Source organism: Nonomuraea sp. NPDC004354 (assembly GCF_053602555.1).
Genome location: NZ_JBSGDV010000003.1, coordinates 599,295 through 625,032, shown reverse-complemented (window position 1 = coordinate 625,032; position 25,738 = coordinate 599,295). Strand labels below are relative to the sequence as shown.

The following is a 25,738-nucleotide window of genomic DNA, read 5'->3' as shown; positions in this document are numbered from 1 at the left end:
CGCACGGGGACCGCTCCCGACGGTCCCCGACCGTGACCGCCCCCGACGGTGACCGGTCCGGTGGAGAGCCTCTCGGGCGGCCCACCGGGAAGGACCGTGCCGTCAGGGGAGCAGCTTGTCCAGGGACTTGCCGATGCGTTTCTCCGAGACCGGCGTCGGGGTGCCGAGGGTCTGGGCGAAGAAGCTGACCCGCAGCTCCTCGATCATCCACCGGATCTCCAGCACGTCGGCGTCGCCCCGTCGGGCGGGCGGCAGCTTGTCGAGCACGTCGAGGTAGTCGTCCTCGACCCGGTGCACCTTGTCCATCCACTCGACGTCGCGCCACGGCTCCTCCGGCAGCTTGGCCAACCGCCGGTCGATTGCCCGGATATATCGGGAAATGTCGGTGAGGCGGGCGGCACCGGTCGCCGTGATGAAGCCGGGATGGACCAGCTTGCCCAACTGCTCGCGCACATCCTCCGTCGAGGCGGACGAGCGCAGCGCCCCCAGCTTCAGGTTGACGTCGTGCCAGGCGGCCAGGATCTGCTCGACCTTCGCCAGGATCTCGGCCGCGGTGTCGTACAGCTCGGCCCGCACGTGCTGGTAGAGCCGGTCGAAGGAGACCGGGTCCCAGGCGGGCCCGCCGACGTCGCGCATCAGCTTGTCCACGGCCGCGTTGACCACGTCCTCGAACAGCGCCACCGCCCCGCCGTGCGGCGAGCGCGACAGCGCCAGCTTCGCCTGGTTGGACAGGCCCCCGAGCAGCGCCTTGGCGGGCGAGGTCACGTTCAGCAGCAGCAGCCGTCTGGTGCCCAGCCACATCGCCCTGCGCTGCTCGGCCTCCGTCTCGAAGATCTTCACCGAGACCGAGGCGCCCGCGTCGACCAGCGCGGGATAGCCCTTCATCCGGCCCTGCTCGAACACCTTCGGCAGCGTCGCGATGCTCCAGGTGGTCAGCCCCGTACGTTCCAGGTCGTCGCCGGCCGCCGACAGCGTCTGCCGCAGCCTGGGGGCCAGGCGTTTCTTCAGCGCGTCGAGGTCCTTGTCCTCGGCGATGGTCCGCTTGCGCTCGTCGACCACCCGGTAGGTGACGCGCAGGTGGTCGGGCAGCTGGTCGATCTGCCACGCCTCGCGCGGCACCCGTACCCCCGTCAGCCGCAGCAGCTCCCGCTCCAGCGCCTCCAGCAGCGGCTCGCCACCGGCCTTGACGTGCTGGAGCACCTGCTTGGCGTAGTTGGGCGCGGGCACGAAGTTGCGCCTGATGTTCTTGGGCAGCGACCTGATGAGCGCGGTGACGAGCTCCTCGCGCAGGCCGGGGATCTGCCAGTCGAAGCCGTCGGCGCTGACCTGGTTGAGCACCTGCAGCGGGACGTGCACGGTGACGCCGTCGGCCTCGGTGCCCGGCTCGAACTGGTAGGTCAGCTTCATCCGCTGGCCGAGCTGCCGCCAGGTGTCGGGGTAGTCGCGGGCGCTGACGTCCGCGCCCTCGTTGACCAGCATCTCGGGGGAGAAGGTCAGCAGCGACTTGTCCTGCTGCTTCTTCCACCAGGCGTCGAAGTGCCCGGCCGAGACCACGTCGGCGGGCACCCGCTGGTCGTAGAAATCGAACAGCGCCTCGTCGTCGACCATGATGTCGCGGCGGCGGGCGCGGTTCTCCAGCTCCTCGACCTCCTCCAGCAGCCGCCGGTTCTCGCGCAGGAAGGCGTGGTGGGTGTCCCAGTCGCCCTCGACGAGCGCGTGCCTGATGAACAGCTCACGCGACAGCTCCGGATCGATCTTCCCGTAGCCGACCTTGCGGCCGACCACGAGCGGCACGCCGTACAGGGTGACCTTCTCCAGGGCGACGACCGCGCCCTGCTTCTTCTCCCAGTGCGGCTCGGAGTAGGTGCGCTTGACCAGGTGCTGGGCCAGCGGCTCGACCCAGTCGGGCTCGATCTTGGCGTTGACCCGCGCCCACAGCCGGCTGGTCTCCACCAGCTCGGCCGACATCACCCACGCGGGCTGCTTCCTCGCCAGCGCCGAGCCGGGGAAGATGGCGAAGCGCGCGTTGCGCGCCCCGATGTACTCCTGGAGGGGCCTGCGTCCGTCACCGGACTTCTTGTCGACGACGTCCTTGACGCCCAGGTGCGACAGCAGCCCGACCAGCAGCGAGACGTGGATCTGGTACGGCGAGGCGTCCTGGCCGTTGGGATGGGCGCCGAGCGCCTGCCGTAGCTGGCTGTAGATGTCCTGCCACTCGCGCACCCGCAGGTAGTTGAGGTACTCGGTCTTGCACAGCCGCCGGAACGCGCTGGAGGACAGCTCCTTCTGCTTCTCCCGCAGGTAGTTCCACAGGTTGAGGTAGGACAGGAAGTCGGACTCGGGGTCGGCGAAGCGGCGGTGCTTCTCGTCGGCCTGCTGCTGCTTGTCGGAGGGCCGCTCGCGCGGGTCCTGGATCGACAGCGCGGCGGCGATCACCATGACCTCGCGCACGCAGCCGTTCTTGTCCGCTTCGAGCACCATGCGGGCCAGACGCGGGTCGACCGGCAGCGTGGCCAGCCTGCGCCCCATCTGGGTCAGGCCGCCCGCGGCGTCGAAGGCGCCCAGCTCCTGCAGCAGGTTGACGCCGTCGCGCACCTGCCGCTGGTCCGGCGGCTCCACGAAGGGGAAGGCGGCGATGTCGCCGAGGCCGATCGTGGTCATCTGCAGGATGACGCTGGCCAGGTTCGTGCGCAGGATCTCCGGGTCGGTGAACTCGGGCCTGGCGAGGAAGTCCTCCTCCTCGTAGAGGCGGATGCAGATGCCGTCGGAGGTACGGCCGCAGCGGCCCTTGCGCTGGTTGGCGGAGGCCTGCGAGATCGCCTCGATCGGCAGGCGCTGCACCTTGGTGCGGTGGCTGTAGCGGGAGATGCGGGCGTAGCCGGGGTCCACGACGTACTTGATGCCGGGCACGGTCAGCGACGTCTCGGCCACGTTGGTGGCCAGCACGATCCTGCGGCCGGTGTGCGACTGGAAGACCCGGTGCTGCTCGGCGGCCGACAGCCGCGCGTACAGCGGGAGGATCTCGGTGTTGCGGAAGTCGGCCTTGGACAGCGCGTCGAAGGCGTCGCGGATCTCCCGCTCGCCGGACAGGAACACCAGGATGTCGCCCTGCCCCTCGAGCACCAGCTCCTTGCAGGCGTGGACGATGCCCTGGGTCTGGTCGTCGTCCTCGGACAGCGGCCGGTAGCGCACCTCGACCGGGTAGGTCCGGCCCGACACCTCGATGATCGGCGCGTCGTCGAAGTGGCGGGAGAAACGCTCGGGGTCGATCGTGGCGCTGGTGATGACGACTTTGAGATCCGGCCGCCTGGGCAGCAGCTGCTTGACGTAGCCGAGGATGAAGTCGATGTTGAGGCTGCGCTCGTGGGCCTCGTCGATGATCAGCGTGTCGTACTGCTCGAGCAGCCGGTCGTTCTGCAGCTCGGCCAGCAGGATGCCGTCGGTCATCAGCTTGACGAGCGTGTTGTCGCTCGCCTTGTCGGTGAAGCGCACCTTGTAGCCGACGACGTCGCCGAGCTGGGTGTCGAGCTCCTCGGCGATGCGCTCGGCGACCGTACGGGCGGCGATCCGGCGCGGCTGGGTGTGGCCGATGACACCGCGCACGCCGCGGCCCAGCTCCAGGCAGATCTTCGGGATCTGGGTCGTCTTCCCCGAACCCGTCTCTCCGGCGATGATCACGACCTGGTTGTCGCGGATCGCCTCCAGGATGTCGTCCTTGTGCTGCGAGACGGGCAGGTTGTCCGGGTACCGGATCGTGGGGACCACCTCGCGGCGGCGGGTCACGCGCTGCTCGGCACGTTCCACGTCGGCGAGGATCTCCGCGGCGATCTTCTGTTGCGCTTCGCGGGAGCGTACCCGGCGCGCGCCGTCGAGCCTGCGCCGAAGGCGCCGCTGGTCGCGCGGCATCAACGCGGGCAGGCGTGACTGGAGGTCGGTGAGCGAGGAGATCAAGGAAGGCGTTCCCATACTGCTATCAGGATATGCGTGCGGATCAACCGCTCATCGTGCCGGACTCATTCCCGCGCTCGCATCCCAATTACTCCCGCCTCCGAGCGACCGGGATGCCACCCGCCCGAGCGACCGGGATGCCGCCCTCCCGAGCGGCCGGGATGCCGCGGCGGCGCCCGCGCGGGCCGGAATTCGCGCGCCTGCGGGCCGGGTGGGGCCCGGCCACTACCGGGCGGGGACGGCGCCCGCCTGCGCGGGCGCGGCCATCAGCGCGGCGCCGATGATGCCCGCCTCGTTCTGCAGCCTGGCGGGGACCACCGGGGTGTCGATCCGCACGTGCGGCAGGAACTTGTCGGCCTTCTTGCTCACCCCGCCGCCGATGATGAACAGCGAGGGGGAGAACAGCATCTCCACGTGCTTGAGATACTCCTCGACCCGCTCGGCCCACTTGTCCCAGGACAGCTCGTGGTCCTCGCGGGCCTTGTCGGAGGCCCTGCGCTCGGCGTCCTTGCCGTTCAGCTCCAGGTGGCCGAGCTCGGTGTTGGGCACCAGCCTGCCGTCGGTGAACACCGCGCTGCCGATGCCGGTGCCGAAGGTCAGCATGATCACGACACCGTCGCGGCCCCGGCCCTCGCCGAAGGTCGCCTCGGCCAGACCGGCCGCGTCGGCGTCGTTGAGCACCCGCGCCCCGCCGAACAGCTTGCCGGCGTCGACGCCCACCCACGAACGGTGCACGTTGGCCGCGGTCCGCACGACGCCGTTGACGACCACGCCGGGGAAGGTCACGCCGACCGGCCCCTCCCACGAGAAGTGCTCGACGATCTGCGAGACGACCTCGGTCACGCCTTCGGGCTTGGCGGGCTGGGGGGTCGGGATGCGCAGCCGCTCGGCAGCGAGCGTGCCCTCTTTCACGTCCACCGGCGCGCCCTTGATGCCGGAGCCGCCGATATCGATGCCGAGAACATCCATGTCCGTGTCCTTGCCCCGAAAAGTCGCGATGAACCCGGCGTCATCCTCCCACGTATCTCGCGGCACAAGCGCACATACCAAGGAGGCAGGGATGCGGCCACGCATCGTCACACTCTGCGCATCGGCGCTGATCCTCGGCATGATCCTCGGCACCGCCACCCCGGCGTCGGCCGGTCTCGTCTCGGGTCGGACCAGGACCAGGTTCGACGTCGTCAACCTGGTCTCCGACATCAGGGGCAAGGCGCCGGTCACCGATCCCAAGCTGGTCAACCCGTGGGGCCTGGCCATGGGCAGGACGCTGTGGGTCTCGGCCGCCGGAACCGGCGTCGCCACCGTCTACTCCGGCACGGGCAGGAAGGAGGCCACCGAGGTCAGCGTGCCCGGCGGGGCGCCCACGGGCCAGGTCTTCAACCCCACCGACGGCTTCACCGTCAAGGGCAGACCGGCCACGTTCGTCTTCGCCGGCCCGAGCGGCGCCATCACCGGCTGGAACGCCGAGGCCGACCCCAGGAACGCCGTCATCGCCGCCTTCACCCGCGGCGCCGACTACAAGGGCCTGGCCCTGATGAAGACGGAGAAGGGCGCGTTCCTGCTGGCCGCCGACTTCGCCGGCGGCCGCGTCCACGTCTTCGACTCCGACTTCAACCGGGTACGGCTGCAGCACCGCCGGTTCGCCGACCCGTTCGTGCCCGAGGGGTACGCCCCGTTCAACGTCTCGGTGGCCCGCGGCGCGGTCTGGGTCTCCTACGCCCTCCGCGACTCACAGACCGGCAGGTCCGTGGCCGGCAAGGGCAAGGGGTTCGTCAGCCGCTTCGACGCCGCCGGCCGCTTCACCGGACGGCTGGCCGCCCGCGGCCCGCTCAACGCCCCGTGGGCGGTGACCGTCGCGCCGCGCGGCTTCGGGCAGTACGCGGGCGCGATCCTGGTCGGGAACTTCGGTGACGGCTGGATCCACGCGTTCAGGAACGGCCGCCACCTCGGCCCGCTGCGCGATGGCAACGGCCGCCCGATCGTGCTGCCCGGCCTGTGGGACCTGGAGCCGGGCACGGCCGCCAACGGCGGCGACAACGCGCTGTGGTTCGCCGCGGGCATCGAGGGCGCCCGGCACGGGCTGCTCGGCCTGATCCGCCCGGCGGGCGCCCGCGCCCCGCACTCGGCCCCGCCGTCGTCGTCCGCGCCGGTGCCGCCGTCCTCGACCCCGGCCCCCTCACCGGCCGCCTCCACCCCCCGCTCGGGCTACGGCTACTGAGCACCAGCTCGGCGTCGAAGACCTTCTCGTGCCACGCCCGGCCGGCTGCCGGATCGCTCGCCCAGATCTTGAGATGCCGCACGCCGGCCAACGCCGCCATGGTCACCATGATGTCGATAAAGTGCGGACGTGAGCGAGGGAAACTTCAGCGAGTGGCTGCGGGCGCAGTGCGAGCCCACGTGGACCGAGGTCGTCACCCATCCGTTCGCGGCGGCGATCTCCACCGGCGAGGTGGCCGACGACGACATGCGGCGCTATCTCGTCCAGGACTTCCAGTTCGTCGACACCTTCACGGCGCTGCTCGGGGCGGCGGTGGCCTGCGCCGACAGCTTCGAGGCGCGCGTGCCGTACGGGCAGTTCCTCGGGCAGGTGGCCACCACCGAGGAGAAGACCTACTTCCACCGCGCGCTCGAGGCTCTCGGCGCCGGCACGGGGCCCGCGGTGCTCGAACCGGTCACCGAGGACTTCCGCACCCTGATGGACGAGGCCAGGACCAGCCAGGACTATCCGCTGATCGTGGCGGTGCTGTGCGTGGCGGAGTGGACCTACCTGGGCTGGGCCTCGCGCGCCGCCCAGCCGTACCCGGACAGCTTCGTGTACAGGGAGTGGATCGAGCTGCACGAGGGGCCGGCGTTCCGGCAGTGGGTGGACTTCCTGCGCGGCGAGCTCGACCGGCTCGGCCCCGCCCTCGGCGAGGACCGCAGGCAGGAGGTGCTGAGCGTCTTCCGGCGGGCGGTGGAGCTGGAGAAGCGCTTCTTCGACATGGCCGCCGGCTGACGACGGCCATGCGCACGGCCGCCGGCCGGAAGTGACGACCTCCGGCTGGGGGTGACGGCCGCCGGCCGACCCCGGCGGCCACGGCGGAAGAGCCCCGGAGGGCGCCGCTACCGGCCGAGCGCGTCGGCCAGGTCGTCGGGCGCGGTGAAGTGCACGCCGATCATGCCCAGCGCGCGGGCGGCCGCCACGTTCTCCGGACGGTCGTCGACGAACAGGCAGCGCGCCGGCGCGACGCCCGCGATCTCGGCCGCCAGCTCGTAGATGCGCGGGTCGGGCTTGGCCAGGCCGACCCGGGCGCTGCTGACCACGGCGTCGGCGAAGTGGGTCAGGCCCAGCAGGTCGAGGTGCGCCTCCAGCGTGTCCATGGCGTTGGTCACCAGGATCACCGGCACCCGCTGCTGCGCCTCGGCCAGCAGCGCCCTGACCTCCTCGTCGACCCAGAACGGCACCTGGGCGAACTCGGTCGCCGCCTGGCGGGCCCGCTCGTCGCCGCCCAGCGCCTCGGCGATCGACTCGACCCACTGCGCCTCGGTGATGTGGCCGAGGACGGCGGGCAGGATGCGGTCGGGCGCGAAGGCCGTCTTCATCAGCGGCAGGCCGTAGCGGGCCTCTATGTCGGCCTGGACGGCGTGGTCGAACTGGCGCAGCACGCCGTCGAGGTCGCTGAGAACAGCGTCGTAGGAGGAGGTCACAGCCACCCATTGTGCCGGGCCAGCCGGGCCGCCTCGATCCTGTTCCTGGTGTGCGTCTTGCCGATGGCCGCCGACAGGTGGTTGCGCACCGTGCTCTCCGACAGGTGCAGCCTGGCGGCCAGGTCGGCGATCGTGGATCCGTCGAGCGCGGCGGCCAGCACCTCGCGCTCCCTGTCGGTGAGGGGGTTGGTGCCCGCGTGCAGGGCGGCGGCGGCCAGCGCGGGGTCGACGATCCGCTCGCCCGCCACGGCTCTCCTGATGGCCTGCGCCAGCTCCTCGACCGGCGCGTCCTTCACCAGGAACCCCGCCGCGCCCGCCTCCATCGCCCTGCGCAGGTAGCCGGGCCTGCCGAACGTGGTCAGGATCAGCACGACGACCCCCGCCTCGTGCAGCTCGGCGGCGGCGTCCAGACCGCTGCGGCCCGGCAGTTCGATGTCGAGCAGCGCCACGTCGGGCCGCGCCTGGCGGGCGGCGGCGGCGATCGCCGCGCCGTCGGCGACCTGGGCGACCACCTCCAGGTCGTCCTCCATGCCGAGCAGCAGGGCGAGCGCGTCGCGCATCATGCCCTGGTCCTCGGCGATCAGCACCCTGATCACACCGGCACCGCCACCCTGAGCGTGAACCGCTCGCCCTCGACCGCCGCGGCCACCTCGGCGCCCCGTTCGGCCAGTCCCTTCAGCCCGTTCCCCCGGACGAACGAGCCGGGCGCGCCGTCGTTGACGATCTCCAGGACCACCCTGCCGCCCGCGTCGCGCACCGTGATGGCGCACGTGCTCGCCCTGGCGTGCCTGATCACGTTCGTCACTCCTTCCCTGACCGCCCACCCGAGCAGCACGTCGGCCTCCGGCGGCAGCCGTACCTCCACTGGCTCGACCTCGGCCCGCACGCCCGCCTCCTCCAGCGCCAGCCGGGCGGCCGCCAGCTCGTCGGCCATGCCGCGCCCCCGGTAGCCCGCGACCGCGGCGCGGACCTCGCCCAGCGCCCTGCGCCCGATCTCCTCGATGTCGGCCGCCTGCGCCGCCGCCGCGCCCGCGTCGCGCGGCGCCAGCCTGCGCACCGCCTCGGCCTTGACCACCACCAGCGACAGCGTGTGGCCCAGCAGGTCGTGCAGGTCGCGGGAGAAGCGCTCGCGCTCCCGCGCGACCGCGGCCCTGGCCAGCTCCTCCCTTGCCGCCGACAGCTTCAGCGTGAGGTGCACGACGACGCCCGCCATGAACGTGCCCCAGGCGACGGCCGCCACCCCGTCAGTGCCGCCGCCCGCCCGCCACGTCACCAGCATCGAGGCGAGCGTGACGACCGCCAGCGCGTACGGCAGCGCCCGCCCCCGCACCACGATCCCGCACGCGATGGACACCAGCGGCAGCAGGTACAGCCACGCGCCGCCGTAGGCGAGGCCGAGCGCGAGCGCCGTCACGGCGAGCACGGCCAGGGGCGGCAGTGACGCGGTCCTGACCGACAGCAGGTAGGCCGCCACCACGAGCGACAGGCCCAGCGCTCCGCCCCACGTCGGCGCGCTGACCAGCGTGTAGGCGGGAAAGTAGGCCACCGCGACCCAGGCGTAGAACGGGCGCATCCTCACCTCCAGTACGCCAGATTGTGCCCGACGGCGTGGCGGGCGCCTCATCGGCATCCGGCCGGCACGTCCACGGCCGCGCATCCTGCCAGCGGGAACGCCGGAACGAGTGGAATCCTCATGCCTCCAGGGTTGCGGATCGCCCGGATCCGCCGAAGAATCATCGATCCGGTGTTCACCAGGACGAAAGTCCCGGGGCACTACGATCGTCCGAGACATGAAAACGCACCAGCTACCGGCGAGTCTTTGCCGGCTGTTCGAGGACGGCGGCCGCGGGCGGTCGCTGTCCTTCGGGTTGCCCGCGGGCGAGCTCGTGTGGCCGGATCAGCCGGCCAGACGTCCGGCTTTCTGGATGAGCGAGGAGCCCGCGTCCGGGGGGCTGTGGGCGGCGATGCGGGCCGAGCACCCCCACTCGGGGCTGTGGCCGGTGCTGCTCGACGAGTCGGCGCAGCCCTGGTCGTCGGCGCAGGTGATGCCCGACTCGCCGGACCTCATCGACACCTTCACCGCGGCCGGTTTCATGGCCGAGGTTTGGCAGGACTGGGTGGCGCAGGTGCCCGCCGACTCCCTGGTAGAGATCGAGCCGTTCGGGCCGATCTGTCCTGGCCTGGCCGCGCCGGGGAAGCTGCGCGGCGACCCCGGCCAGGTGGCCGACTGGTACGCGGGGATACTGGCCGAGCGCGGCATGCCGCTCGGGCTGGCCGCCGCCCGCAGGGGCGCCGACACGCTCGCCGTGATGGGCTGGCAGGGCGCCCTGCACCACAACGAGTGGATGGTGCCGCTGGCCGCCGTGGTGCGCAGCTGGGAGGAGCGATTCGGCGCCCGCCTGGTCGCGATGGGGTTCAACACGCTGGAGCTGAGCGTGGCCGCGCCGCCGGTCACCCGCGAGCACGCGCTGCACGTGGCGGCCGAGCACTGGGCGTTCTGCCCCGACAACGTGGTGCAGGGGGCCGGCGACCTGTACGGCTACGCCGAGCAGATCGCCGGCCAGTACTTCTGGTCCTTCTGGTGGGACTGACCGGCGGACTGAGCCCGCGGGGGCGGCCGCCCGCCGCCTAGCGGAAGTCGATCTCGGGCGTGGGCAGCTCGACGTCCTGCGGGCCGTACCACCTGGTCCGGTCGGCGGGCACCTCGGTCAGCGGCCGGCTGAGCACGAACGGCACGCTGATCTTGCTGCCGGCCAGGTCGACGGTCACGGTCGCGCCCGTGCCCGTCTCACCGCTGTAGGTGGCGTCGGTGCCGGCGAGCACCAGGCCGAGGCGGTGGCCCTTCCTGAAGACGTAGTCGTGCGGGAGCGTCTCCCAGGCGACCCTGCCGTACTCGCCGGCGGGCAGCGGGCTGGGCGACGACAGCGAGTCGCGGTTCTGCACGTCGATCCAGCCGCGAGCGACGATCTCCAGGGGACGGGTGGCCAGGTTGGTGGCCACCTTCCGGTAGCAACCGTCGTCGGCGGCGGTCGCCTCGCCGTGACAGTCCTCCTCGGCCAGCGTGGTGATGCCCTGGCCGCGCCGCCAGTCGACGCGGGTGGCCTCGCCGAAGTCGACGAGCAGCGCGGTCAGGTTGGCGGTCGGCCGGTCCAGCGCCACCCGCAGGTCGACCAGGGGCGTGCCGGAAAGGCGCAGGTCGAGGGGGAGCGGCCCGGTGGTGTAGGCGAGCCGGCCCGGCTTGGCGGTGCCGACGTCGGCGACCATCTCCGTCTCCGGCATCCGCAGGTCGGTGAACGTCGCCGTCGTCCCCCTGCGCGCCGGCAGCAGCCCGAGCCCGCCGTCGGCGGCGGGGCGCAGCGGCACCCGCACCGCCCCGCGCGCCGGCCAGTCGCGCTGGGTGATCCACTGCGCCGGGCCCACCTGGACGTCGGCGACCGGCTCGCGCATGATCCCGTTGGGCACGCCGAGGAGCCAGTGGTCGAACCACCGGTGCAGCGTGTCGACCCACAGGTCGCGCCTGCCCTCGAAGTCGAACGGGTCGACGTGCTGGTACTGGCCGACCCAGATCTTGCGCGGCACGCCGCGCCGGCCCAGCGCCGCCCACCAGGCGGAGAAGTTGTCGGGCTTGACGTTCAGGTCGTTGCCGGTGTGGACGACGAACACGCTGGCCCTGACGTTGGCGACGTCCTTCTCGTAGTCGCGCAGCCGCCAGAAGGCGTTGTAGTCGCCCGTGTCGTCGCCGTCCTCGGCGTCCATCCCGGCCCGTACGGCGGCGCACTTGGCGTCGGGGTCGGTGTCGACGACGTTGGCCAGCCACGAGGCGTAGTTGTAGTTGTAGACGACGCCGTTGGAGCGCTGGTAGCGGTACCAGGAGCTGATCGCCGAGATCGGGACGATCGTCTCCAGGCCTTCGACGCCCGTGGCGGCCACGGCGTTGGCCAGCGTCCCGTCGTACGACTTGCCGATCATGGCGGCCTTGCCGGTGGTCCACGTCGCCTCGGCGGGGGAGCCGTCGGCGCGGTAGGCCTTGGCCCTGCCGTTCAGCCAGTCGATGACGGCCTTGCCGCCGAGGACGTCGGCCTGCCCGCCGGTGTCCGGACAGCCGTCCGACCTGGTGGTGCCCAGCATGTCCACGTTGAGGACGGCGTAGCCGCGCGGGACGAAGTAGTTGTCGTAGAAGAGCGGGAACTTCGCCAGGTCGCCCGCGGCGTCGTAGACCTTGCGCTCGGCCTCGTTGCCGCGGCCCGAGTTGTCGTAGTAGGGGCTCTCGTCGATGATCACCGGCACCTTGAGCGAGGGGCCGGACTCCCGGGGCCGGATGATGTCCACCCGCACCCGGTCGAGGCGGCCGTCGGCGTCGCTGTCGATCGGGGCCTCGACGTAGACGTGCTCGCGGATGGCGTCGGCGTAGGAGAAGACGGGTTGGGAGCGGTCGTTCTCGACGGTGATGGCGACGGCGGCCCGCGCGGGGGGCGCGGTGGTCGCGACGAGGGTCAGCGCGATGAGGGTCGCCCGTAAGCGTGACACGCGAGGTCCTCCTGGGGGTGGGGGGACTGACCATGATCGGGCGTGGCGATCACCTTTTATAGTGCACCGGCTGGCCGGTATAGTTTCGGGCCATGCCGAGACCGAGTTCGAGAGAGCGGCTGCTCGATGCCGCCGCCGAGGTGCTGATCGGCGACGGGGCCGAAGCGCTGACCCTGGAGGCCGTGGCCCAGCGCGCGGGCGTGTCGAAGGGCGGCCTGTTCTACCACTTCCCGACCAAGCAGGCCCTGGTGGCCGCCATGGTCGGCCGGCTCACCGCCGCCTTCGACGCCGCGCTGGCCGTCGCGGGCGACCGGCCGGGCGACTTCCTGCGCGCCTACGTCGAGGCCACCATCCCCCCGAGCGTTCCGGAGGGCCGCACGGCAGCTCATGCCGGCAAGCCGCCGGCGCAGGCTCATGCCGGCCAGGTGCCGGGGGAGCCTCATGCCGGCCAGGTGCCGGCGGCGGCTCCCGCCGACCAGGTGACGGCGGCGCTGCTGGCCGCCGTCATCGTCGACCCCGCCGGGCTCGCGCCGCTGCGGGAGAGGTTCGCCGCCTGGCAGACGCGGCTGACCGGCGACGGCATCGACCCCGCCGTGGCCACGACCGTACGGCTGGCCGTGGACGGCTGGTGGGCGGCCAGGCTGTTCGGCCTCGGCGAGCCCGACCCTGAACTGCACGAGCGCACCCGCCGCCACCTCCTGGAGATGATCGACCGTGCTGCGAACGACTAAGGCCCTCATGCTGGTGACGGACGTCGGGTTCGTCGTGTACTTCACGGTGACCGGTCTGGGGCTGATCCCCGCCGAGTGGGCCTTCGCCGACTACGCCAACCCGTTGATGGCCGACTGGAACTGGTCGTTCCTCTGGATCGACCTGGCGGCAAGCGCGACCGGGCTGGCCAGCCTGTGGCTGCTGCGCGGCGGGCGGCGGCGCGGGGAGCCGCTCATGCTGGTGTCGCTGGTGCTCACCATGGCGTCGGGGCTCATGGCCGTGGCGTTCTGGACGCTGCGGGGCGACTTCTCCCCGGCCTGGTGGATCCCGAACCTGTACCTGCTGCTGTTCCCGCTGCCCGCCGTCATCCGGCTGACCGGCGGACCCCGCCTGGCCGCATCGGCGTCCGGCTGACCGGCTGACTGGCGGGCTCGGCCTGGCCGCATCGGCGTCAGGCTGACTGGCGGGCTCGGCCGGGCCGCTCCGGCGTCAGGCTGACTGGCGGGTCCGGCCGGGCCGCTCCGGCGTCAGGGTGACTGGCGGGTTCGGTCGGGCCGCTCCGGTGTCCGGCTGAGCGCGGGGGCGGGCTCCCGTACGCGGGGTGCCGCGGGGGAGTCCGTAGAGTTGGGGCGGACGAAGGAGATTCATGGTGATCAAGGCAGTGGTGTTCGACGTCGGCGAGACTTTGATCGACGAGACGCGCATCTGGTCGCGCTGGGCCGACCGGCTGGGCGTGCCCAGCTTCGCGTTCATGGGCGTCCTCGGCGGCACCGCCGCGCTCGACCGCTCCCACCGCGACGCCTTCGAGATCATCCGCCCCGGCCTCGACGTCGAGGCCGAGATCGCCGCATGGGAGAAGGACGAGCCCGGCAGCCTGCGCAACCACTTCGACGCCGACGACCTGTACCCCGACGTTCGGCCCGCCCTCGTCGAGCTGCGCGCGGCGGGAGTTCAGGTGATCATCGCCGGCAACCAGCCCACCAGGGCCTACGACGCGCTCGTGGCCATGGACCTGCCGGTCGACTCCATCCACACCTCCGACGGCTGGGGCGTGGCCAAGCCCGCACCCGCCTTCTTCGCCAAGGTGGCCGCCGTGGCCGGCCGGCGCCCCGAGGAGATCCTGTACGTCGGCGACCGGCTCGACAACGACGTGCTGCCCGCGGGCAGGGCGGGCATGCGGACCGCGCTCCTGCGCCGGGGCCCCTGGGGCTACCTGCACGCCGACAGGGCGGAGGCGAGCGCCGCCGACACCGTCATCGACGACCTGTACGGCGTGCTGCCCGCCGTGCGGCAGCTCGGCACCGACTAGGGCGGATCCCGCTTACTTGGGTGGATCCCGCCGGCTTGGGCGGGCCCCGCTCGGCTTGGGTGGATCCTGCTCGGCTTGGGGGATCCCGCTCGGCTTGGGCGGATCCCGGCCTGCTAGGGCGGATCGCGCTCGACCAGGGCGGATCCCGATCGTCTAGGGCAGATCTCGCTCGATGCGGATCGCCCGCTCCTCGGCGGACAGGTCACCGGAGTCGGCCCCCACCTCCTCGGCGACCTCCTCGCTCTCCAGGTCGGGGGCCAGCCCCTCGTCAGGCGCCACCAGCCGGTGCTCCTCGCGCGGCGTACGATCCCGCTCGGGCGCCTCGCGCCACATCCGCTCGGCCACGGTGTCCTGGTGCCGGGGGTCGTCCTCCTCGATGACGTGCTCCCTGCCGAGGTCCTCGGTCCAGCCCTCGACCTCTATCTCCTGCTCGTCGCTGAGTCCGTAGCGGTCCGGTGGTTGTTGGCTCATGCCTGGTGCCCTACCCCTCCTCCGGCGGGGAACCCTCCTGCCAGGCGCATCACGCCCGATGATCGCCCACCGCGCCCCTACAAGGCACATCGCGCCTGACGGGGCGGCCGGCGTATCACGCCCGACGGGGCGGCCGGCGCACGTGGAGCCCGCGCATCGCCTGACGAGGCGGCCGGCGCATCGCCCACCGCGCCCCCCCACCGCGCCCCCACCGTGTCCCCACCGCGGAGGCTCAGCGGCCGATCGCGGCGCCGATCAGGGCCCGCGGGTCGGCCGCGCCCGCGAGGACGCCTCCGGGCAGCACGTCGATCAGGTGCGCGTGCCCGAACCCCGTCCCGTACGGCCTGCCCGCCACCGGATGGCCGAGCGCGGCCAGCCCGTCGGCCCAGCCGGCGCCTTCCTCCAGCTCCATGACGGTCGCGTCGGGCGCGTCCCACGTGTCGAAGCCGGTGCCGCCGGTCGCCAGCCGCCAGCGGGGCGCGCCGATGGCCTCGCCCGGCGTCTGGCCGTGCCGGAGCAGCCTGGTGATGACCTGCAGCAGGATCTGCGGCTGCGCGTCGCCGCCCATCGTCCCCACGACCGCGCGGAGGGAGCCGTCCGGCCTGGTGACCAGGGCCGGTGTGAGCGTGTGCGGGGGACGCCGGCCGGGGCCGTACTCGGCGGGGTGCCCGGGGGTCAGCGAGAAGCCGATGCCGCGGTTGTGCAGGTTGATCCCGGTGCTCGGCTCGACCAGCAGGCTGCCGAAGCCCGAGGCGTTCGACTGGATGAGCGACACGCCCATGCCGTCGCCGTCGACCGCGCACAGGTACGTCGTGTCGCCCTCGGCGGTCAGGCCGGCCACCGTCAGCCGGGCGGCGGGATCGACCAGCGCGCGGCGCCGCTCGATCTCGGCCGCCGACACCAGGTCTTCCGCGTGCTCGTGCAGGAGCGCGAGCCGGTCGTGGCCCGCGATCCTGGCCGCCTCGCCCAGCAGGTGCGCCCAGAGGGGGTCGTCGGGCGCGGCGGGCAGGTCGAGCCCGTCCACGATGCCGAGCGACAGCAGCAGCAGGTAGCCCTGGGAGTTCGGCGGCATCGACCACACCTCGTGGCCGAAGGCCGGCACGCTCAGCGGCTCCACCCAGTCGGCCAGCGGCTCGGCCAGGTCGTCGTCCGTGTACTCGCCCGCGCCCAGCTTCAGCAGGCCCTGGCCGAACTCGCCCTGGTAGAAGCCCTCCCGTCCGGAGCCGGCGATCGCCTCCAGCGTGCGGGCCACGCCCCGTCTGGTCATGACCTGGCCCGGGGTGAAGCCGCCGGCGAAGTCGGGGTGGCCGACCGTCGAGGCGATGGGCGCCAGCAGCGGCGAGACGGGGAAGCCGCCGGCGGCCAGTTCGACGGCGGGGGCGAGCACCGTGCCCAGCGGCAGCCTGCCGTACCGGGAGTGCAGCGCGAGCCAGCCGTCGACGCAGCCGGGCACCGGCACCGACCTGATGTCGTGCTGGTGCGGCATGCGGGTGCGGCCCTCGGCCCTGAGCCGGTCGGGATCCGCGCCCGACCCGGCGCGGCCCGAGGCGTTGAGCGCGCTGACCCTGCTGCCCGCGCCGCCGGGAGCCTGCCCGCCGCCGCCCTCGTGGACGAGGGCGAACAGGTCGCCGCCGAGGCCGCACATGTGGGGAGCGGTGACCGTGAGGACCGCGTTGGTGGCGATGGCGGCGTCGGCGGCCGAGCCGCCGCGGTCGAGCATGGTCAGGCCGGCGGCGGAGGCGAGGTGGTCGACGCTGCACACCATGCCGGATCGGGCGTATCGGGTGTTCTGCACGGAAGTGACCTTACGCGGTCCTGGGCCGCAGGATCCGTACCCCCGTGACCTTGGCCAGTGCCAGCGCGGCCAGCAGTGTGGCGGCCGTGGTGCTGACGCCGCCGATCTGCAGCGCCGCCTGCGGGCCGAGGGTGTCGCTGAGCCAGCCGAGCAGCGGACCGCCCAGCGCGCCCGCCGCCGCGCTCACCAGGCCCAGCACCGCGATCACCCGGCCGCGCAGCTCGTCGGGGCTGCCGAGCTGGGCGCGCGCCCCGATCGTGGTGTCGATGACCACGGCGCCCGCGGCGATCGGCAGCAGCAGTGCGGCGAAGCTCCACAGCTCGGGCATCAGGCCGCTGAGCGCCTGCGCCACGCTGGACAGGAAGGCTGTGACCAGCAGCAGGCGCATCGTCAGGCGCGGCCGGCCCGCCGCGAAGACGCCGCCCACCACGGTGCCGACGGCGAAGACCGTGGACAGCAGGCCGTAGCCGCCGGCGCCCGCGCCGAGCGGCCCGGCCGCCATCGCGGCCATCGTCACCTGGTAGTTGCGGCCCATGCTGCCGAGGACCAGGGAGAGCGCGAGGATCACCAGCAGCCAGCGGGTGCGCAGGACGTACCGCAGGCCCTCACGGATGCCGGCGGCGCCGGCGGGGGCCTGGGCCAGCCGGTGCATCTCACCGGCGCGCATCGCGGCGATGGCGGCGATCACGGCGAGGAAGCTGATCGCGTTGAGCACGAAGAGGCCGGCGGGCCCGGTGAGGGGGATCAGCACGCCCGCCAGGCTCATGCCGAGGATGCGGCCGGCGGAGTTGACGACCGAGCCGAGCGCCATGGCGTTCGGCAGGTCGGCGGGCGGGACGACCTCCGCGCCGAACCGGCCGAGCGCGGGGCCGCCGAGCGCGGTGACCAGCCCGCCGGCCAGCGCCACGCCGTACACGGGAAGGACGGAGGTCACCCCGGAGCCGGCCACGACGGCGAGCACCACGGCGAGCAGGCCCTGCGCGATCTGGGAGGCCACGACGACGGGGCGGGCGCGCAGCCGGTCGGCGAGCGCGCCGCCCCACAGGCCGAAGGCCAGCGTGGGCAGCGCCTGCAGGACCAGGCTCACGCCGACGCTGGTGGCCGAGCCCGTGGCGGACAGGATGAGCCAGTTGACGCCCAGCACCTGCATCCAGGTGCCGGTCACGGAGACCAGGTCGGCAGCGGCCCATAGGCGGTAATTACGGTGCTTGAGGGAAGCGAAGAGCAAGGCGAGACCATCTCTTGGGGGTATACCGAGAGACTTGAACGCCCCTTTACCTGCCTCGATTTCCGAATGTGCTGTTTATCACGTTTAAAGGGTGATGAGAGGTTCTTCGCGCCGGAGGAGAGCCGCGTACCGGCCGTCGAGAGCCATGAGCTCCTCGTGCGTCCCCCGCTCGGCGATCGCGCCGCCGTCCAGCACGACGATCTGGTCGGCCGCGCGCACGGTCGACAGCCGGTGGGCGATGGTGATCGTGGTACGGCCGTCGGCCAGCGTGTCGAGCGCCTCCTGGACGGCGCGCTCGGTCTGGTTGTCCAGCGCGCTGGTCGCCTCGTCGAGCACCAGCACCGGCGGGTCGCGCAGCAGCGTGCGGGCGATGGCCAGGCGCTGCTTCTCGCCGCCGGAGAAGCGGTAGCCGCGTTCGCCCACCACCGTGTCGTACCCGTCGGGCAGGGCGGCGACGTGGTCGTGGATCCTGGCGGCGCGGGCCGCGGCCACCAGTTCCTCGTCGCTGGCTCCGGGCCTGGCGAAGCGCAGGTTCTCGGCGATCGAGGCGTGGAAGAGGTAGGTCTCCTGCGAGACCACGCCCACGGTGGCGGCCAGGGTCTCGAAGCTCAGCTCGCGCACGTCCACCCCGTCGATCGTGACCCGGCCGCCCGTGACGTCGTAGAGGCGGGGGATGAGATAGCTGAGCGTGGTCTTGCCCGAGCCGGTCTCCCCGACGACGGCCAGGCTGGTCCCGGCGGGGACGTCGAGATCGACGCCGGTGAGGGTGGGGCGCTCGCCGTAGGAGAAGTCGACGCGCTCGAAGCGGACCGCGCCGCGCGGCGCGCTCAGCTCCCGCGTGCCCGGCGTGACGTCGACCGGCAGGTCGAGGTACTCGAAGATGCGGCCGAACAGCGCCAGCGAGCTCTGCACCTCCACCCCGGTCCGCATGAGCGAGACCGCGGGCCTGAACAGCGCCGCCTGGAGGGTGGTGAAGGCGACGACCGTGCCGACCGACACCAGCGAGGTCATGCCGGCGGCCCAGTAGATCATGGCGGGCATCGCGGCCATGATGATCTGGATGGACGACTGCCGCCAGCGTCCCGCCATGCTCGCCCGCACGCCCAGCTCGGCCAGCTCGTCGGAGGCGGTGGTGAACCTGCGCGTCAGCTCGGTGGAGCGGCCCAGTGTCCGGCCGAGCAGGATGCCGCTGACCGACAGCGACTCCTGCACCATCGACGACATGGCGGCCAGTTTGCGCTGCCGCTCGGCCGTGATGCGCCTGCGCTCCACGCCGACCTTGCGGCTGATCCACACGAACAGCGGCAGCAGCGCCAGCGACACCGCCGTCAGCCGCCACTCCAGGACGAGCATCGCGATGACGCTGGCCACCACGGTGGTGAGGTTGGAGACGATCGAGGTCGCGGTCGAGGTGACGACCTGCTGCATGCCGCCGATGTCGTTGGCCAGGCGCGACTGCACCTCGCCGGTGCGGGTGCGGGTGAAGAAGGCCAGCGACATGCGCTGCAGGTGGCCGTACACGGCGGCGCGCAGGTCGTGCATGACCCGCTGGCCCACGGTGGTCGAGATGAAGGTCTGCATCACGTCGAACACGCTGGTGGTGACGGCGACGGCGACCATGCCGAGCGCCAGCAGGCTCAGCAGCGCCACGTCGCGCGCGGGGACGGCGACGTCGAGGACCTCGCGCAGCAGGAACGGCGAGGCGAGGGAGACCAGCGAGGACAGGGCGATGAGGGCCAGGACGGCGGCCAGGCGGCCGCGGTAGGGCCGGAACAGCCTGATGATGCGCCGCAAGGGCGCGCGTGGTTCCTCTGTCATAGAACTCCTTTCAGATGTTCTCTCAAACAGAGGTTAGCTCACAATTCTTCCACCGGTAGGCTCCTGATCGTGGACACCGCCTCCGAGCTGCTGGAACTCGTGCACAGGATCAGCCGTCTGTCCAGGCACGGCTACCGGAACCGTCTGGAGCCGCTGGGGCTGAGCCCCGGCCAGGCGCGGGCGCTGCGCGAGCTCATCGAGGCGGACCGGCCACTGCGGATGGTCCAGCTCGCCGAGGCGCTGCGCATCGTGCCGCGCTCCCTCACGCCCGTCGTCGACGCGCTGGAGGAGGCGGGGCTGGTGCGCAGGGAGATCGACCCGGCCAACCGGCGATCCACGCTGGTGCTGATCACCCCGCGCGGCGGCGAGGTCTACGAGCGGGCGCGCCAGGCCCGCAGGGAGGTCGCCAGGGACCTGTTCGGCGGGCTGTCGCAGGAGCAGCGCGAGCGGCTGAGGGAACTGCTGCGCGAGGTCGAGGGCGACTAGACCGTCCGGCGGCGGGCCTCAGCCCGCCTGCTCCTGCTCGGGATGCACCCTGCCAGGCGTGGCCTGGCCTGCCCTGTCCTGCCGGGTGTGGCCTGCCCTGTCCTGCCGGGCGCGGCCTGTCCTGCCCGGCCCGGCTCGGTCCGGCCCGCCCGGCCCGGCTCGGTCCGGCCCGCCCGGCCCCCCGCGCGCGTGACCGGCACGCCGCCGACCACCGTGGCCAGGCACGGCGGCTGCTCCAGGAGCGCCGCGTACGGGTCGCGCCCGCCGCGCGTGTCGAAGACCGCCAGGTCGGCGCGGCTGCCGGGGCCCAGCGTGCCGATCCGGCCGGGGCCGTCGGCCATCCCCAGGGCCCGCGCGCCGCCGACGGTCGCCGCCTCCACCAGCACCCGCTCCAGGCGGCGCATCCGCGTGGCCTGCCGTACGGCCCGCGCCGTCGCCAGCGGCGGACCGCCGAACGCGATCGCGCAGCCCTCCTCCACCAGCGCCGAGGCGTCCCCGCCGAACAGCGCCAGCGTGGTGCCGCGCAGCCGCAGCAGCTTGCGCTCGCCGGGCCCGAACGGCGCCTCGCCCGTGACGTGGCAGTGCTGCCCCAGCACGCCGGCCTCGTCCAGCTCGGCGGGGGAGTGGCGGCCGAGGTCGGCCATGAGCCGCAGCCCGAACGTCCGCGCGAGCACCGCCAGATCCTCCAGCACCAGCGGGTCGGACGCGTACGCCGCCACGCCCACCGTGCCGGGATGCTCGCGGATCGCGGTGATCAGCGCGTCCCGCTCGCTGTCCTCCCACACCTGCTCGCCGGCGCCTTCGACCTCCAGGTAGGTGACACCACCTGGGCCGCGGCGATCCCCGAGATCGGCCGCGCTCGTCACCCCGGGCACCGGCGGTCCGGTACGGCAGGCGTCCACCAGCCCGGGACTGATCAGCCCCGGCCAGCGGATCTCGTCCTCGACGGGGAAGTAGGCCAGCAGGTCGGCCCGCGAGCCCACCTGGAGCACGCGCTCGCCCCTGATGGCGACGCCACCGTCGCGGACGGGCGGGGCGCAGACGGGCAGCACGCAGGGGGCCGAGTGGAGCACGACGGGCGCGGGGGTGCGGAGGCCGAACCCCCGCGTCAACGCTCCCATTGTGTGATTAAAAGGCACGAGTGCTGGCAAATCAATCACGCTCGCCAGGTTTCCGGCCGCACCCGCCTCCCGCCGGTCCCTCTCGCGAGGGTCCCACCCGGCACGGACGGCGACTCTTCCCGCCCCTGACCCGACGCCGGCTCTCCCGGGGGAGACCTGTCCGGTTGCGGACAGGAGATGGCCCCGGCAGGTCCGGTACGCTCCTTCTCCTCCTCGGGTGAGCCGTTGCCCGGAAGATCCTGCCGGCTCCCGGTGGGCCGCGCGTGGAACCGCCCCGTGACACCGCTCCGCAGGCCCGGCGGTGGGCACGGTGGCGGGTGCGGCGGGCCTGGTGGCGGGTGTGGTCAGCTGCGAGGGCGGTAGCGGCCGGACAGGCGGGCGAGCTTGAGGCTGAGATGCAGGCTGAGCCGTTCCCCGCCGTCCTTGAGATCCGTCTCCGCCAGCTCCTCCACCCGTTGCAGCCGGTAGTACAGCGACGTCCGGTGCAGCCGCAGCCGCCTGGCGGTGGACACCGCGCTGCCGGCCAGGTCGAGGTAGGTCTCCAGCGTCTCCAGCAGCGGCAGGTGCTGAGGGTCGGCCAGCAGCCGTTCCAGCCCCGGATGCAGGTCCGCCTGCGGGACGTTGGCCAGCATCCGGTAGACGCCGAGCCTGGTCCACTCCACCGACCTGCCGAGGCCCTGCACCCTGGCCGCCACCTGCGCCGCGTGCAGGGCCTCGGCGTACGACTCGCCGGCCTCCGCGAGGGCCGGCCGGGGCCGGCCGATGCCGACCACGACGGGAAGCGCCATCGCCGCGTGCACCTCCTCGGCGGGCGGCGCGGCCGTGGTGAGGAGCGCGGCGTGGTCGTAGCGCACCAGGTGCAGCCCGCCGAGGCGGCGCCGTACGGTGAGCATGCCCTGCTCCAGCGCCAGCCGCGACCGCTCGGACGGCTCGGCGGCCAGCGGCGCGGCGACCAGCGCGGTGACCGGCAGGGCCTGCGGGAAGCCCGCCTCGACCAGGGTGCGGGCGGCGTCGCGGTCGCCGGACAGCACCCCGGTGACGGCCTCCAGCTCGCGGTGCGAGGCGAGACCGGTGGCCAGGCTCTCGTGGAAGAGCGCCAGCGCCAGCGTGCCGGCGGCGGCCATGGCCTCGTCGATCTCGGCGGCCGTCATGGCGGGGGCGGTGTCGATGAACCACAGGAAGCCCATCAGCGCGCCGTCGTGCCGTACGGGGACGCAGACCCGCGGCAGCAGGCCGAGCGCGGGCGCGCCGGGCGTGCGCAGCGGCCCGGTGGCCTCCAGGATGCCCGCGGCGTGCAGGAAGCCGCGCACCTCGGGTGTGGTGTGGCGGCGCAGGATCGAGTCGCGCCTGATGTCGTCCATAGCGCCGTCCTGCTCGGAGTAGGCGATGACGCGCTGGAGGCGGTCCTCCAGCAACAGGGGCCGTCCGAGACGGATGGCTAAGTCGTCGACGCTGCGCTGCAGCACTGCCTGGCCTTTTCAGCAAATGTCGGAAACCGCGGGTGGGCTCTTCCCTACAACTGAACGGTGATCTCCGTCAAGAGCGTCTATACCGTCCTAGATCGTGAATCTCCCGAAGAAGCTGCTGAAAGGCCTGCTGGCGGCCCTCGTGCTGGCCCCCATCGGCCTTGCGGCCACCCCCGCTTCCGCCGACCCTCCCAAGGACCCCGAGATCCCCTGGCGGCAGGACCACTGGCCGCAGACCCAGCCGTGGCAACGCGACCAGCCCGAGCCGGGCGAGCAGGCGCTGCGCGGCCGCCCCTCGGCCCCGATCGGTCCGATCGACCCGCAGAACTGGAAGAACCCCGACCACATGACGTGGGCGGACTACAAGAAGGTGCCGGACACCAACTGGGCCGACCCGAATGTCAAGGGCTCCGTCCGCACCTTCAAGGGCGCGCTGGTGCTGCTCGACTACCCCAACCAGCCGTTCGTGGTCACCCAGCCCAAGGGCTCGACGATCTACCGCAACCCCAGCGCCGAGGCGCACGACGTGCCGCGCGACCAGGTCGCCACGTTCTACCAGAACTTCCTCAACACCCCCAACGCGCTCAACCGCGGCCACACCATCCACGAGTACTGGATGGAGGACTCCGGCGGTCGCTACGGCGTGGAGCTGTCCGGGTTCGGGCCCTACACGCTGTCGGGCAAGGACCACGAGTACGCCATGGAGTTCCAGGGCGGCACCGGCTGCCCCGCCGGCGACAACTGCAACAAGAACCTGCGCACCGAAGGCAAGGCGCTGTGGGTCGGCGCCATCGGCGAGGAGGAGGCCAAGAAGTTCGACTTCATCTTCTACCTCAGCGCCGGCCAGGACGAGTCGAGCACCTGGCAGGAGTTCGGGATGATGAAGTTCCCGAACAAGGAGGCCGTGACCGACGAGTGGGGCCCTGAGGACCCCAGCCTCCCCAACTGGGTCAGGACCCGCTACGTCGACTGGACCTCCTGGCAGGCCGGCTCCAACTTCTGGCCCAACGCCGAGATCGGCGTCAACTCCGTGCAGGCCGAGAGCTCGGGCATGGCCGTCTACGCGCACGAGCTGAGCCACATCCTCGGCGTGCTCGACAACTACAACAACCCGTACGCCAACCCGGTCCGCCGCGCCTACACCGGCGTGTGGGAGATGCTCAGCAGAGGCAGCTTCAACGGCCCCGGCGGCCCGCACAGCCGCTGGCTGATCCCGCCCACCTCGGGCGCCTCGATGGGCGCCCAGCACATGCTGCGCAACAAGATCAAGCTCAACATGGTCGACGAGAAGAACGTGCTACGCCTGTCGCGCGACGCGCTCGACGAGTCGGGCCTGGTCACCGCCAAGGTCACCGCCCGCGCCGTCCAGCCGGGTCCTGACGGGCTGATGGGTCTCAACATCCAGTTCGACTCCGGCGACAAGTCGCCCGCCTGCCAGTGGCAGACCGACCCGCTGTGCGACGGCGGCGGCTACGAGAACTACACCGTCGAGGTCGTCGACCGGATGGGCACCGACTCCTTCACGCCCGACTCCGGCGTGCTGCTGGCCAAGACCAAGAACCAGGACCGGGCGCCGTTCGAGTGGGTGATCGACGCCAACCCGCAGGACATCAACATGACCGACTACGTCCTGCCGGACGGCACGAAGGTCCCGATCACCATCGGTGACTACCGTCAGCTGTCCGACGCGCTCTTCCACGCCGGGACCGACTCCGGCAGCGAGTACGAGTACGTCGACCAGGCCAACCGCCTGCACTTCTACGTCACCGACGTGCACCGCGACCGCAAGGGCACGCTCTCCTACACCGTCGCGGTCCGCTCGCTGGACGGCGCGGGGCCGCACCAGCGCGGCGTCAGGCTGCTGCCCGCCGCCGGCGTCCCGGCCGGCAAGGGTGTCTCCACCTGCAGGTTCCCGCTGTTCAACACCGGCAGGACGCGCGCCACGACGGCCGCGCACCCCGAGGACGTCTCCGCCTACCTCGGCGGCGACGTCTACCGCCTGACGGCGTCGGTCTCGGGGCAGGGCTGGACCGCCCAGCTGCCCAACGCCCTGGCCGCGGTCGGCAACGGGCAGCAGGAGGCCGTCACGGTCAACGCCGTGCGTGCCGAAGGCGGCAGCCACCTGGCCAAGGTGACGCTGACCGCCACGTCCGAGTCGGACCCGTCCAAGACGGTGAGCGCCACCTGCCACGTGGTCGGCCTGTAACCGCCTGACGGGGCCGCCACCCGGCGCCCGAGTAGCCGCATGACAGGGTTACCGCGAAGGGCTCGGATAACCGTATGACAGGGTTACCGCGAGGTGCCCGGCTAACCGGCTGATGGGGTACGGCCCGGCCGTACCCCATCGGTCACTCCAGCCAGAGGCCGGCCAGCCCGAGCGCGAACAGCAGCCCGAGCAGCACCTCCACTCCATAGGCGATGTTCGTGCCCGTCTGGCCGAACAGCACGTAGGCGACGGCCGCGACGACGCAGCACACCAGCAGGACCACGTCGACCACGCCCAGGATGATCGCCACGACCAGCCTCAGCAGGAAGAGCACGAACCCGAGGCCGAACCACCGCGACATCGTCGAGTCGTCGTAGGCCCACCGCGACAGCGCGAAGGGCGAGTAGAACGAGCCGGCCCAGTAGGTGTTCCACCGCTCCACGGGACCCGGGACGTGTTCCTTGACCGTGACCTCGGCCTGCGCGAAGGTGATGGTCCGTACCTGACCGTCGGTGACGTCGATGAGCACCGTGCGGTCGACCACCTGGATCCTCGTGGTGCCGTTCACGACGGCGGTGAACTCGCCCTGGCCGGTCCTGACCTTGTAGATGTGGTCGAACCCGACCTCCGTCTGCCCCGGCGGGACCTCGGTGGCGTTGCGGACGATCACGTAGAGGGCGTCGTCCTCGCTGTCCGGCAGCGCGTACTCCGCGCCGATCGAGAAGACCCCCACGGGGGTGACGAGCGAGCTCTGCCCGCTCACCTTGAGCCCGTCGGGCCCCCACTCGAGGCTGACGGGGACGAACGCGGGACGGAAGCTGCCCTTCACCTGGGTGTCGGAACAGGCCGAGGTGCCGACCAGGACAGCGATCACAAGCAGGACGCGGATGATTCGTAAGGCGGAGACGTCTGCGGCACGCGCCAAAGGAGCCCCTTCCGTGGAGGCGCGGTGTGGTTGAAGGGAC

21 protein-coding genes are annotated in these 25,738 nt (G+C 72.2%); 8 read left to right on the top strand and 13 right to left on the bottom strand.

Annotated features, from left to right (window positions below; all coding sequences use genetic code 11):
* Positions 1 to 102: 102 nt before the first annotated feature.
* Together hrpA and ppgK are read right to left on the bottom strand one after the other, a co-directional pair.
* Entirely contained in the window at positions 103 to 3,966 is a 3,864-nt protein-coding gene (gene hrpA, locus ACWENQ_RS13610) for an ATP-dependent RNA helicase HrpA (protein ID WP_452414324.1), read from the bottom strand.
* Between the two features lie 207 nt (positions 3,967 to 4,173).
* A complete protein-coding gene (gene ppgK / locus ACWENQ_RS13605; protein WP_449924770.1) occupies positions 4,174 to 4,917 on the bottom strand; it encodes a polyphosphate--glucose phosphotransferase in 744 nt (247 codons plus the stop codon).
* Between the two features lie 91 nt (positions 4,918 to 5,008).
* Between ppgK and ACWENQ_RS13600 the strand changes: the two genes are divergently transcribed.
* Both ACWENQ_RS13600 and ACWENQ_RS13595 read left to right on the top strand, forming a co-directional pair.
* A complete protein-coding gene (locus ACWENQ_RS13600; RefSeq protein WP_452414322.1) occupies positions 5,009 to 6,166 on the top strand; it encodes a TIGR03118 family protein in 1,158 nt (385 codons plus the stop codon).
* A 129-nt stretch (positions 6,167 to 6,295) separates the two neighbouring features.
* Positions 6,296 to 6,943, top strand: coding sequence for a TenA family protein (locus tag ACWENQ_RS13595; RefSeq protein WP_354904777.1), 648 nt, complete (start codon positions 6,296 to 6,298; stop codon positions 6,941 to 6,943).
* A 107-nt stretch (positions 6,944 to 7,050) separates the two neighbouring features.
* On the opposite strand, the gene ACWENQ_RS13590 is transcribed toward ACWENQ_RS13595, so the two are convergent.
* Genes ACWENQ_RS13590 through ACWENQ_RS13580 form a run of 3 tightly spaced genes read right to left on the bottom strand, consistent with a single transcriptional unit; the run spans position 7,051 to position 9,208 of the window.
* Positions 7,051 to 7,635, bottom strand: a complete 585-nt coding sequence (locus tag ACWENQ_RS13590; RefSeq protein ID WP_452414320.1) for an HAD family hydrolase — start codon at positions 7,633 to 7,635, stop codon at positions 7,051 to 7,053.
* Entirely contained in the window at positions 7,632 to 8,231 is a 600-nt protein-coding gene (locus tag ACWENQ_RS13585; protein WP_449924760.1) for a response regulator transcription factor, read from the bottom strand. The genes ACWENQ_RS13590 and ACWENQ_RS13585 overlap by 4 nt, the downstream gene beginning before the upstream one ends.
* Positions 8,228 to 9,208, bottom strand: coding sequence for a sensor histidine kinase (locus ACWENQ_RS13580; RefSeq protein WP_354904768.1), 981 nt, complete (start codon positions 9,206 to 9,208; stop codon positions 8,228 to 8,230). The genes ACWENQ_RS13585 and ACWENQ_RS13580 overlap by 4 nt, the downstream gene beginning before the upstream one ends.
* A gap of 352 nt (positions 9,209 to 9,560) precedes the next feature.
* Here ACWENQ_RS13580 and ACWENQ_RS13575 point away from each other — a divergent pair, with 352 nt between their 5' ends.
* Complete coding sequence (locus ACWENQ_RS13575) at positions 9,561 to 10,226, top strand: DUF4253 domain-containing protein (RefSeq protein ID WP_449924755.1); 666 nt, start codon at positions 9,561 to 9,563, stop codon at positions 10,224 to 10,226.
* Between the two features lie 37 nt (positions 10,227 to 10,263).
* On the opposite strand, the gene ACWENQ_RS13570 is transcribed toward ACWENQ_RS13575, so the two are convergent.
* On the bottom strand, positions 10,264 to 12,162 hold the full coding sequence (locus ACWENQ_RS13570) for a Xaa-Pro dipeptidyl-peptidase (protein WP_449924753.1): 1,899 nt from the start codon (positions 12,160 to 12,162) through the stop codon (positions 10,264 to 10,266).
* A gap of 92 nt (positions 12,163 to 12,254) precedes the next feature.
* Here ACWENQ_RS13570 and ACWENQ_RS13565 point away from each other — a divergent pair, with 92 nt between their 5' ends.
* The 3 genes from ACWENQ_RS13565 (at position 12,255) to ACWENQ_RS13555 (ending at position 14,182) form a co-directional block, all read left to right on the top strand.
* The gene (locus tag ACWENQ_RS13565) at positions 12,255 to 12,893 is read left to right on the top strand and encodes a TetR/AcrR family transcriptional regulator (RefSeq protein WP_452414318.1); all 639 of its coding nucleotides are present in this window, start codon (positions 12,255 to 12,257) and stop codon (positions 12,891 to 12,893) included.
* The gene (locus tag ACWENQ_RS13560; RefSeq protein WP_452414317.1) at positions 12,877 to 13,287 is read left to right on the top strand and encodes a DUF5360 family protein; all 411 of its coding nucleotides are present in this window, start codon (positions 12,877 to 12,879) and stop codon (positions 13,285 to 13,287) included. The genes ACWENQ_RS13565 and ACWENQ_RS13560 overlap by 17 nt, the downstream gene beginning before the upstream one ends.
* 232 nt (positions 13,288 to 13,519) lie before the next feature.
* Positions 13,520 to 14,182: an HAD family hydrolase gene (locus tag ACWENQ_RS13555; RefSeq protein WP_452414316.1), complete on the top strand. Its 663-nt coding sequence runs from the start codon at positions 13,520 to 13,522 to the stop codon at positions 14,180 to 14,182.
* Between the two features lie 153 nt (positions 14,183 to 14,335).
* On the opposite strand, the gene ACWENQ_RS13550 is transcribed toward ACWENQ_RS13555, so the two are convergent.
* From ACWENQ_RS13550 to ACWENQ_RS13535, 4 genes are all read right to left on the bottom strand, one after another.
* Positions 14,336 to 14,653: a DUF5709 domain-containing protein gene (locus tag ACWENQ_RS13550; RefSeq protein WP_452414315.1), complete on the bottom strand. Its 318-nt coding sequence runs from the start codon at positions 14,651 to 14,653 to the stop codon at positions 14,336 to 14,338.
* Between the two features lie 232 nt (positions 14,654 to 14,885).
* The gene (locus tag ACWENQ_RS13545) at positions 14,886 to 16,448 is read right to left on the bottom strand and encodes a gamma-glutamyltransferase family protein (RefSeq protein ID WP_452414313.1); all 1,563 of its coding nucleotides are present in this window, start codon (positions 16,446 to 16,448) and stop codon (positions 14,886 to 14,888) included.
* A 10-nt stretch (positions 16,449 to 16,458) separates the two neighbouring features.
* Positions 16,459 to 17,676, bottom strand: a complete 1,218-nt coding sequence (locus ACWENQ_RS13540) for an MFS transporter (protein ID WP_354904751.1) — start codon at positions 17,674 to 17,676, stop codon at positions 16,459 to 16,461.
* Between the two features lie 84 nt (positions 17,677 to 17,760).
* Positions 17,761 to 19,494: an ABC transporter ATP-binding protein gene (locus tag ACWENQ_RS13535; RefSeq protein ID WP_452414312.1), complete on the bottom strand. Its 1,734-nt coding sequence runs from the start codon at positions 19,492 to 19,494 to the stop codon at positions 17,761 to 17,763.
* A 69-nt stretch (positions 19,495 to 19,563) separates the two neighbouring features.
* Between ACWENQ_RS13535 and ACWENQ_RS13530 the strand changes: the two genes are divergently transcribed.
* Positions 19,564 to 19,980, top strand: a complete 417-nt coding sequence (locus tag ACWENQ_RS13530) for a MarR family winged helix-turn-helix transcriptional regulator (protein WP_449924735.1) — start codon at positions 19,564 to 19,566, stop codon at positions 19,978 to 19,980.
* Here ACWENQ_RS13530 and ACWENQ_RS13525 read toward each other — a convergent pair.
* On the bottom strand, positions 19,977 to 21,101 hold the full coding sequence (locus ACWENQ_RS13525; protein ID WP_452414311.1) for an amidohydrolase family protein: 1,125 nt from the start codon (positions 21,099 to 21,101) through the stop codon (positions 19,977 to 19,979). The genes ACWENQ_RS13530 and ACWENQ_RS13525 overlap by 4 nt on opposite strands.
* Positions 21,102 to 21,445: 344 nt before the next feature.
* Positions 21,446 to 22,567: a PucR family transcriptional regulator gene (locus tag ACWENQ_RS13520; RefSeq protein WP_452414310.1), complete on the bottom strand. Its 1,122-nt coding sequence runs from the start codon at positions 22,565 to 22,567 to the stop codon at positions 21,446 to 21,448.
* Positions 22,568 to 22,664: 97 nt separating this feature from the next.
* Between ACWENQ_RS13520 and ACWENQ_RS13515 the strand changes: the two genes are divergently transcribed.
* Complete coding sequence (locus ACWENQ_RS13515; RefSeq protein ID WP_452414308.1) at positions 22,665 to 24,773, top strand: M6 family metalloprotease domain-containing protein; 2,109 nt, start codon at positions 22,665 to 22,667, stop codon at positions 24,771 to 24,773.
* Between the two features lie 142 nt (positions 24,774 to 24,915).
* Here ACWENQ_RS13515 and ACWENQ_RS13510 read toward each other — a convergent pair whose 3' ends face one another.
* Positions 24,916 to 25,698 (bottom strand): hypothetical protein, encoded by a 783-nt coding sequence (locus tag ACWENQ_RS13510; protein WP_452414306.1) that lies wholly within the window; start codon positions 25,696 to 25,698, stop codon positions 24,916 to 24,918.
* Positions 25,699 to 25,738 lie beyond the last annotated feature (40 nt).